This is a genomic window from Rhodovulum sp. 12E13 (assembly GCF_003340565.1).
Taxonomy (GTDB): domain Bacteria; phylum Pseudomonadota; class Alphaproteobacteria; order Rhodobacterales; family Rhodobacteraceae; genus HLUCCA09.
On sequence record NZ_QPLK01000016.1, the window covers coordinates 91,155 to 101,217 of the forward strand.

The following is a 10,063-nucleotide window of genomic DNA, read 5'->3' on the forward strand; positions in this document are numbered from 1 at the left end:
GGCCGGCGGTGCGCCGCGTCAGGCCGCGACAAGGCGGCCGATCAGGCCCATGAGATCGCCGAAATACCCCGCGCTCCGCGCCGGGCGGGTCGGGTCGGAGGTGATGGCAACGGTCATCCCGGCCGCCGGCGCCACCGCGATCACCTGTCCGCCATAGCCGCGCGCCAGCGCCAGGGGGCCGCCGCCCGCCCGGCCGACGAACCAGCCGTAGCCATAGCCGAGGCCCGACCACGGCGAGCGCGTGCGCGGCTCGAACGATGCCTCGAGCCACGGCTCGGGCAGGACCTGCGCGCCCTCCCACCGGCCGCGCTGCCGCGCCATCTCTCCGAAGCGCAGCATGGCGCGGGGAGACAGCGCCATCTGGTTGCCTCCGAGGTAATAGCCCTGCGGGTCGCGCGTCCATGGCGGGATCTCGATGCCGAGCGGCCCGCCCAGCCGGGCGCGCGCCTGCGCCAGCAGGCTCTGGCCCGTCGCTTCGGCGAGCGCGGCGCCGAGCACATGGAACGAGCCGGTCGAGTACAGCATCCGCCCCCCCGGCTCGGCCACGAAGGGGCGCGACAGCGCGTCGGCCACCCAATTGCCCGACGACACCCACGCCCCGTAATTCGCCCCCGAGGTGCGCTCGAGCCCGGCGCGCATGGTCACCAGATCCTCGAGCGTCAGGTCGGCCACGCGCGGGTCGGCACCGGCCGGGATCAGCCCCGGCGCCACCTCGCCCAGAGCGGCGCGCACGCCCGGCACGTCGCCCCGGTCGATCGCGGCGCCGAGCAGCGCCGCGACCACGGTCTTGGAGACGGACTTGACGTTGACCGGGCGGTCGGCGGGCGGCCCGGAAAAGACCTCCTCCACCACCGTCTCGCCGCCGTGCGCCACAATGAGGCAATGCAACTGGTCGAACCCGCGCGCCAGCTCGAGCGCCGCGGCGAACCGCTGCGCCGCGCGCCCGCGCGTGGCGACGAGCAGCGGCGGCGCGGCGAGAAGGGCGGGCGCAATGGCAAGGGCACGACGGGACAGCATCGCAGTGCCAGATGCCCCGCCGCGCCCGCCGCGCCAGTCAACAGCGCGTGATCACTCGGCCCAGCGCACCTGCGTCAGGTCGTTGGCCTGCGTCGGCGCATTCTCCCACAGGCCCTCGATGCCGGCACGCGCCACCCCCGTCTTGGCGAGCTGAAAGAGAAAGCCGTTGACGTAGTCGGTCGCGACGATCTCCTGCGCCTGTCGCAGCAGCGCCGAGCGCTGCTCCTTGTTGGTCGTCATCTCCAACTCGGCCATCAACGTCTGGAGCCGCTCGTTGTCGTACTGGAAGTAGTAATCGGGCCGGGCGTAGATATTGATGTCCATCGGTTCGGTGTGGCTGACGATGGTCAGGTCGAAATCCTTGCCGCGGAACACCTGCTCCAGCCACTGCGCCCATTCGAGGTTGGCGATCTCGGTCTCGATCCCCACCTCGCGCAGCTGCGCCGCCACGATCTCGCCGCCACGGCGGGCGTAGGAGGGCGGCGGCAGCATCAGCCGCAACGTGAGACCCTCCTGGCCCGCCTGCGCGAGCAGCGCGCGGGCCTGCTCGGGGTCGTGACGCGACAGGTCGGTGAGATCGACGTAATCTGGATGGTGCGGCGCGAAATGCGTGCCGATCGGCGTGCCGTAGCCGAACATCGCCCCCTCGATGATCTCCTCCCGGTCGACGGCGTGGGCGATGGCCTGCCGCACGCGCTTGTCCGACAGCGGCCCGAAGCCGTTGTTCATGGCGAGCACCGTCTCGCCCTCCGTCGAGCCCACGATCACCTCGAATTGCGGATTGGCCTCGAACTGCGCCAGCGTCTCGGGGGCCGGGTAGTTCGGGAAGGCGTCGACATCGCCCGCCATCATCGCGGCGAAGGCGGCGTTGGGGTCGGAGATGAACCGGAACGTCGCCCGCTCGAGCGCGGGTGCCTCGCCCCAGTACCCGTCGTTGCGCACCAGCTCCACCCGGTCGCCCGGCACCCAGTCGGCAAAGCGGAAGGGCCCGGTGCCGACCGGGTTCGTGGCCAGCGTCTCCGCGCTCTCGGGCGCCACCATCACGGCGTCGCCCCATGCCATCTTGAACGGAAACGCTCCGTCGGGCGCCGACAGCGTCACCCGCACGGTCACGTCGTCCACCGCCTCGACGCGGTCGATCCCGGCGAAGAGCGGCTTCTGCGCGTTGGTCGACTCTTCGCCCCGCGCCCGGTCGAGGCTGAAGACCACGTCGTCGGCCGTCATCGCCGTGCCGTCGTGAAAGCTCACCCCCTCGTGCAGGCGGAAGGTATAAACCGTGCCGTCCTCGCTCACGTCCCAGTCGCGGGCCAGGCCGGGCACGACCGAGCCGTCGGGGGCGAAGCGCGTCAGCCCCTCGAAGACGTTGGCGTACACCACCTCGTCGATGGCCGCGGCGGCGCCCCCCGTCGGGTCGAGGTTCGGCGGCTCGAGCACCATGCCGATGGTGATGTCGGTGCGCTGCGCGAACGCGCCCCCGGCCGTCAGCGCGAGCGCGGCGGCGGTGGCGGCGAGAATACGGGCAAACATGGCGGCGGCCTCCCAGAGCGATGGCGTCTTTCGAGGCAAGCCTACACGCTTCGTCCTGAAACCGAACGACGATTCTCGCCGCACCCGCGCCCGGCCCGGGGGTCGCGGCCGTGGACCTCACGTTCCCTGCGCGACGGAGCCGTGTCGAACCGCCGCCCAGTGTCGCCCGGGTCGACGGCGCACCATGGATAACCGCCGCTGCGCGTGACGGAGAGTTCAGAGCTGGCTGCGGCGCGTCGCCGGGGGCCGACATGTGTCCCGCCTCGTGGAGCGACAATCCAGATGCGGCGGGCCCGCATGGTGTTCGAGGGCCGGGTCCGGATGAAAGCCGCGCGCTCGCAAGCCCTCTGTTGCGCCCCGGTTTCCCGCCCCGGCCTCACGACTGCTGCGCCGAACCTCTCCTCGCCCTCTTCCGCGCCGACGTGCTCGCGATCGACGGCCGGCTTACCACGAAGGACGCTCTCCCGTGCCCAAGCAGCCCGCCTTTCCCGGCCTCCGCAACGCGATGGAGAAGAAGCCGAGATGGACGCGGTGGTGCCGTGAACGCGGCTCCTCGCGCTGATCGAGCCGCACTGGCCGAAGGCGGGCCGCGGTCCTGGTCCGACCGGCGCGCGGCGGCGCCTCTCTGCCCCACGGGGCGACACAGCCCGCTTGGCCCGGCCGCGCCGCGGCGCCATACTGCTCGCACGGCCGAGGCCGAAACGGAGTGGTGCGGATCGATGCGGCAGGCCCAACCGACAGGCGGCACGGATCGCGCCCCCGGCCCCACCGCGCCTCCCGCCTACATGGCCTGCGGCGTCAAGAAGATCTACGGCGAAGGCCGCTCTGCGGTGCATGCGTTGCGCGGCGTCGATCTCGAGATTCCCACGGGAGAGATCGTGGTGCTGCTCGGCCCTTCGGGCTCCGGCAAGTCGACGCTGCTCAACATCCTCGGCGGCCTCGACCGCGCGACCGAGGGCACCGTCAGCTTCCGCGACACCTGCCTGAGCGCGCTCGACGATGCCGGGCTCACGCTCTATCGCCGCCGGCATGTCGGCTTCGTCTTCCAGTTCTACAACCTGATGCCCAGCCTCACGGCGACCGAGAACGTCGAGCTCGTCACCGAGATCGCGCGCGACCCGATGGCACCGGAGGACGCCCTCGCCCTCGTGGGCCTGTCGGCGCGGGCCGACCACTTCCCCGCCCAGCTCTCCGGCGGCGAGCAGCAGCGCGTCGCGATCGCCCGCGCCGTGGCCAAGCGCCCCGAGGTGCTGCTGTGCGACGAGCCCACCGGCGCGCTCGACAGCGCCACCGGCCGCGCCGTCCTCTCCGTGCTGCGCGACGTGAACGCCGAGCTCGGTACCACTGTCCTGATGGTTACCCACGCCGCCAGCACCGCCGGCATGGCGGACCGCGTGCTGCACTTCGCCGACGGCCATATCCGCGACGTGGTGATCAACGACACCCGGCTCGACCCCGCGGAGATCGAGTGGTGAGCCCGCTCGACCGCAAGCTCCTGAGGGATCTGGCGCGGATGAAGGGACAGGCCGTCGCGATCGGCGCGGTCATCGGCACGGGCGTGCTGATGCTGGTGATGATGACGGGCCTCGTCGCCTCGCTCACCGAGACGCGCGACGCCTATTACGATCGCTACCGGCTCGCCGACGTCTTCGCGCCCGTGTCGCGCGCGCCAGAGCGCCTGGCCGGCGACCTCGCGGCGATCCCCGGCGTGTCCGCGGTGCAGACCCGGGTGACGGGGCGCGCACTGGTCGACATCGCCGGCGCGGCGCTGCCGGCGCAGGCGCAGGCCGTCTCGCTGCCCGACCGGGGCCGATCCGCGCTGAACGACATCTACCTCACCGACGGCCGACTGCCCGAGCACGGCCGGCCCGACGAGATCCTGCTGCTGGAAGCCTTCGCCGACGCCCACGGGCTCGGGCCGGGCGATGTGCTCGCCGCGACGATGAACGGCGCGCGGCGGAGCTTCCGCATCGTCGGGCTCGCCCAGTCGCCGGAATTTCTCTACACCACGCCTCCGGGCGAGCTCTATCCCGACGACGCGCGCTTCGGCGTGATCTGGATGAGCCGGTCCGCGCTCGCCGCCGCCTACGACATGGAGGGCGCCTTCAACGAGGCGCTGCTCGCGCTGTCACGCACCGCGCGCAAGGCCGCCGTGATCGACGCCGCCGACCGCCTGCTCGCCGCCCATGGCGGCACCGGCGCCTATGCCCGGGCCGAACAGATCTCGAACCGCTTCATCAGCGAGGAGATCGCGGGGCTCGCGGTCTCGGCGCGCACGGTGCCGCCGATCTTCCTCGCCGTCGCGGCCTTCCTGCTGAACATCGTCGTGGGGCGCATGGTGCAGGCCGAGCGGGAGGAGATCGGGCTGCTCAAGGCGTTCGGCTACACCGACGCCGAGGTGGGCGCGCATTACTTCAAGCTCGTCCTCGCCATCGCCGCCGGCGGCGCCCTCGCCGGCTGCCTCGGCGGAGTCGTTCTGGGGCGCGCGATGGTCGAGGTCTATACCGCGTTCTTCAAGTTCCCCTTTCTCGTCTTCCGGCTCGACCCGGCCGCCTTCGCCACCGGCGTCCTCGTCTCCGTCGCGGCGGCCTCGGCGGGAGGGCTGCTCGTGGTCCGCCGCGTCTTCGCGCTCGCGCCGGCCGAGGCCATGCGCCCGCCCGCGCCGCCGGATTACAGCCGCTCCGCCCGGTTCCGCCGCCTCGGCCGGCTTCTCGACCAGCCGAGCCGCATGGTGCTGCGCCGGATCGTCCGCCAGCCGATCCGCATGGGCGGCGCGGCGCTCGGCATCGCCAGCGGCATGGCGCTGTCGGTCGCGATGCTGGCGATCTACGAGGGCTTCGACGAGACGGTCGATCTCACCTTCGGGGTGGTCGACCGAAGCGACGTGACCGTCACCTTCACCCATGCCGTCTCCGACAAGACGCTGTTCGAGCTCGGCCGGATGGAGGGCGTGGCGCGTGTCGAGCCCGTGCGCCACGTGGCCGCGATCCTGAGCCACGGGCTGGACAGCCACCGCGGCGCGATCACCGGCCTGCCCCCCGACGCCGCGCTCTACCGGGCGCTCGACGCCGGCGGCGGCCCCATCCCCCTGCCCGAGCGCGGTCTCGTCCTGTCGCGCACGCTGGCCGACGTCCTCGGCGTCGAGGCCGGCCAGGCGCTCTCGGTCGACGTGCGCGAGGGCCGGCAACCGGTGCTGGACCTGCCCGTGGCCGCGATCACGGAAACGCTTGTCGGCGCACCGGCCTACATGGCGCTCGACGCGCTGAACCGCGCGCTGCGCGAGCCCGGCCGCGTCTCGGGCGCCCACCTGACGATCGATTCCGCCCGGGCCGACGCGATCTTCGCCCGTCTGCAGGACATGCCGACGGTCGCCGGGGTCAGCCGCAAGGACGACGCGCGCGCGGCCATCGTCCGTCTGATGGACAGCGGCGCGGGTGCCACGCGCTACGTGATGGGCGCCATCGCCTTCGTCATCACCTTCGGCGTGGTCTACAACGCCGCCCGCATCGCGCTGGCCGAACGCACCCGCGACCTCGCCGCGCTACGGGTGATGGGCTTCACCCGCGGCGAGGCCGCGTTCGTGCTGCTGGGGGAACTGGCGGTGGTGACGCTCGTGGCGCTGCCGGCGGGCGCGGCGATCGGCTACGCCCTGTCCTTCGCGATCGCGTCGGGATTCTCGACCGAGCTCTACCAGATCCCGGCCGGGATCGACCGGGCGAGCTTCGGGCAGGCGGCGCTCGTCGTGCTCGGCGCGGCGCTCGTCTCCGGCCTGCTGGTGAAGCGCGACCTCGACCGGACGGACCTGATCGGCGTGCTCAAGACACGGGAGTGAGACGTGGCCACCGCACGGAAGCGAACCCGCACGATCCTGACCGTCGCCGCCGCGGCGCTCGTCGCCCTCGTGCTCGCCGCGGCCTTCTGGCCGCAGCCGACCATGGTCGATCTCGGCGCGGTCACGCGCGGCCCCATGACCGTCACGATCGACGAGGAGGGGCGCACCCGCGTGGCCGAGCCCTACATCGTCTCGACCCCGGTGGCGGGGCGGCTGATGCGCGTGGGCGTCGATCCCGGCGCGCGGGTCGTGCGGGGCGAGACCGTGGTCGCCCACATGCGCCCGACCAACCCCTCGGCGCTCGACGTGCGCACGCGGGAGCAGGCCGAGGCCGCCGTGGCCGCCGCCGAGGCGGCCCTTCGGGTCGCGCGCGCCGACCTGAATGCCGCGGCGGCCGGGCGCGACCTCGCCGCCTCCGAGCTCGACCGCATCCGCAAGCTCGCCGAGCGCGACATCGCCTCCCCCGCCGCGCTCGACCGCGCCCGGCAGGAGGCGCGCGTCGCGGCTGCAGCGGTGGAGACGGCCGAGGCCGCCATCGCGGTCCGCGAGGCCGAGCTCGCCAACGCACGCGCCCAGCTCATCGGGTTCGAGGACCCGGGCCTCGCCGCCGGACTCGAGACCGCGGCACCCGACGACATCCCGATCCGCGCGCCCGCCGACGGCCGCATCCTGCGCGTGTTCCAGGAGAGCGAGACGACGCTGCCCGCCGGCGCCCCGATCATGGAGATCGGCGACGTCGAGGAAGGTCTCGAGGTGGTGGTCGATCTGCTATCCTCGGACGCGGTCCGCGTCTCGAACGGCGATCGGGTGATCATCGACGACTGGGGCGGCCCCCAGCCACTTCACGGCGAGGTCGAGCGGATCGACCCCTTCGCCGTCACCACGGTCTCCGCGCTCGGCGTCGAGGAGCAGCGCGTGCCCGTCACCGTCTCGCTCGACTGCCCGCCCGAGGCGCGGTGCGGCCTCGGCCACGGCTACCGCGTCGAGGCCCGGATCGTCGTCTGGGAAAACGACGACGCCCTGCGCGTTCCCGCCAGCGCCCTCTTCCGCACGGATGACGGCTGGGCCGCCTTCGTGGCCGAGGGGAATGTCGCCGCGCTCCGCCCGGTGGAGATCGGCCGCTCGAACGGCGTCGAGGCGCAGGTGCTCGACGGGCTCGAGGCGGGCGAGGCGGTCGTGCTCTACCCCTCCGCCGCGGTTGCCGACGGCACGCGGATCGCGCAGCGCGTGCTGGAATGAGCCATCGGCCCGAGCGTGGCGTCGGTGGCTCACTGGCCTTGGGACAGCGCCCGCGGCGCCGCGTCCGGCCGGGATGTCGCAAGCGAGCCGCATAACCCATCAATTCTGCCCCTTCAGGGGCTATGTCAGCGCCGCGCCGGAGGCGGCGTTCTCCGGGCCCGGCAAGCTCTCCGGCAAGTTCTGGGGCGCGACATCGGGGACGCGCCCATGCTGCCCGGGCTCCTCGACCAGATCCCTGCGGATGTGGACCTCGCCGCGGTCACCGCGGACGGAGCCCAAGGGCTCCGCCCGTTCGGGGCCGAAACGGTCCACCGGACCGTTTCCAGGCCGCCTCGCAGACCGAGGCGCCCATGCCGTCATCCCGCCGCGCAGGAACGCCAAGCCGTGGAAGCCGTCGACCGCAGGTGCCATCGCCCGAAACGAGGCGGTGCGCGCAGCGAAGTACCTCGGGCGGGCAATCTGGCGAAAGTGGAGCGGATCCCACCGGCGAAGCCGCGACGAGACGAGACGAAGATGCGACTTCCGTGAAGCTCTTGGGGCAGAGCCGCCTGGCGCGACTTCGATCGCCGGGTCGCCGGCCTCCAGATCCGCGCCGCCGTGCGCACCCGCGACACCGCGCTCGGCATCCCTGTCACCGAGTCCGTGGGATAAGTGCGCCCGGGGAAAGGGGACGTCCGGCCTTTCCCCTACTTGCGCGAGCAAGCCCCATGGCATGCGCTCACGCCCCGCCCCGCATGCGGATCGCCACGTTCTTGGTCTGGACGTAGTTCCACAGCGCCTCGCGGCCCTTCTCGCGGCCGTAGCCAGACTTTCCGTAGCCGCCAAAGGGCGTCTCGACGCCGCCCGCGAACCACTCGTTGACGAACACCTGGCCCGCCCGCATCGCGCCCGCCGCCCGGGTGGCGCGGTCGAGCGACCGGGTGAAGACCCCGCCGACGAGTCCGTACTCGGTGCCGTTGGCGATCTCGAGCGCGTGCGCCTCGTCGCGGAAGGGGATGACCGACAGGACGGGGCCGAATACCTCCTCGCGGGCCACTTCCATGTCGGGCGTGACACCGGTCAGCACCGTGGGCTCCATGAAGGCGCCCGGGCGGTTCAGCTTGCGTCCGCCCGTCGCCACCGCCGCCCCCTGTGCCTGCGCCCGCTCGACGAAGCCCAGCGCCCGGTCGCGCTGGCCCTCCGAGACGAGCGCGCCCATGCCCTCGCCTGCCTCCGTCCGCTCGGCGCCGGGGCCCACGGAGAGCGACCGCGCCACCGACACCGCGCGCTCCACCAGCTCGTCGTGGCGGCTCTCGTGCACGATCACGCGCGACATGGCCGAGCAGACCTGCCCGGCGTTGACGAAGATGCCCCGGCGGATGTCTGTCTCGAACGCCGCGAGATCGGCGTCGTCGTGGACGATGGCGGCCGACTTGCCGCCGAGCTCCAGCACGCAGGGCACCACGTTCCGCGCCGCGGCGGTGGCGATGGCGATGCCGGTGGGCACCGAGCCGGTGAAGACGATCTGGTTCACCTGCGGGTGCGCCGACAGAGCCGCGCCCGCCTCCTCGCCCAGCCCGCAGAGGATGTTCACCGCGCCGGGGGGAAAGCCCGCCCATTCGGCGGCGCGGGCGACATGGGTGCAGGCGAGAGGCGTGAGTTCGGGCGTCTTGACCACGCAGGCATTGCCCGTGGCCAGCCCGGCCGAGAGCGAGCGCGCCACCATCTCGAGCGGGAAGTTCCAGGGGATGATCTGGGCGGAGACGCCGTAGGGCTCGTGGACGGTGTAATCGACATACCCCCCGCCGAGCGGAATCGACCGGCCCTCCAGCGTCTCGGCCTGGTTGCCGTAGTACTCGAAGTAGCGGGCCGCGCCGGCGACCTCGGTCCTGGCCTCCCAGATCGGCTTGCCCTGCTCGGCGGTGAGCACCGCGGCGATGTCGTCGGCGTGCTCCAGCAGCCAGCGGCCGATCGCCTGCACCATCCGCCCTCGCTCGACGGGCCGCATGGCGGTGAGCGCGCCGGACAGGTGCACCCGCCGCGCCGCCTGCACCGCCCGGTCGACATCGCCTGCGCCGGCCCGCGCCACCTCGGCCAGCGCCTCGCCTGTCGCGGGGTCGACCACGGCGAGCCGGCCGGCCTCGCCATCGACCCACGCCCCGTCGATGTAGTTCTGCCAGTAGGCGGGCATCTCGGTCATCCGGCTGTCTCCTCTGTCTGATGGCCGCCCTGCGCCGCGGCCGCTCGCACCCCGGCCGCCGCGCGCGGCCACTGGCGCCGGGTACGGATCGGGTGCGCGGAGTCTACGCTCCAGCACGGGTCGATCGCCAGCGCCTCGCGCCCCGAAGTTCGACACCTCCCGGGGGGATTTGTGAGTTCTGCGAGAGGCCGGTGGGGGGATTTCAAGGGGTTAGGTTGCGAGAGGGTGGTGAAGTGCGGATGTAGTGTCGTCACACGTTTGGTGAAAAT

The 10,063-nt window shown here is 72.6% G+C and carries 6 protein-coding genes and 1 pseudogene; 4 read left to right on the forward strand and 3 right to left on the reverse strand.

Annotated features, from left to right (window positions below; all coding sequences use genetic code 11):
- Positions 1–18 precede the first annotated feature (18 nt).
- A complete protein-coding gene (locus DLJ49_RS14340) occupies positions 19–1,017 on the reverse strand; it encodes a serine hydrolase domain-containing protein (protein WP_115394242.1) in 999 nt (332 codons plus the stop codon).
- A gap of 51 nt (positions 1,018–1,068) precedes the next feature.
- Positions 1,069–2,544: an ABC transporter substrate-binding protein gene (locus DLJ49_RS14345; RefSeq protein WP_115394243.1), complete on the reverse strand. Its 1,476-nt coding sequence runs from the start codon at positions 2,542–2,544 to the stop codon at positions 1,069–1,071.
- Between the two features lie 719 nt (positions 2,545–3,263).
- Here DLJ49_RS14345 and DLJ49_RS14350 point away from each other — a divergent pair.
- The 4 genes and pseudogenes from DLJ49_RS14350 to DLJ49_RS14365 form a co-directional block, all read left to right on the forward strand.
- Positions 3,264–4,019: an ABC transporter ATP-binding protein gene (locus DLJ49_RS14350; protein ID WP_115394244.1), complete on the forward strand. Its 756-nt coding sequence runs from the start codon at positions 3,264–3,266 to the stop codon at positions 4,017–4,019.
- Complete coding sequence (locus DLJ49_RS14355) at positions 4,016–6,376, forward strand: ABC transporter permease (RefSeq protein ID WP_233489038.1); 2,361 nt, start codon at positions 4,016–4,018, stop codon at positions 6,374–6,376. The genes DLJ49_RS14350 and DLJ49_RS14355 overlap by 4 nt, the downstream gene beginning before the upstream one ends.
- 3 nt (positions 6,377–6,379) lie before the next feature.
- Positions 6,380–7,615, forward strand: a complete 1,236-nt coding sequence (locus DLJ49_RS14360; RefSeq protein WP_233489040.1) for an efflux RND transporter periplasmic adaptor subunit — start codon at positions 6,380–6,382, stop codon at positions 7,613–7,615.
- 174 nt (positions 7,616–7,789) lie between these two features.
- Positions 7,790–8,266 (forward strand): annotated as a pseudogene (locus tag DLJ49_RS14365) (IS5/IS1182 family transposase); the annotation flags it as partial.
- A gap of 67 nt (positions 8,267–8,333) precedes the next feature.
- Here DLJ49_RS14365 and DLJ49_RS14370 read toward each other — a convergent pair.
- Entirely contained in the window at positions 8,334–9,794 is a 1,461-nt protein-coding gene (locus DLJ49_RS14370) for an aldehyde dehydrogenase family protein (RefSeq protein WP_115394246.1), read from the reverse strand.
- Positions 9,795–10,063 lie beyond the last annotated feature (269 nt).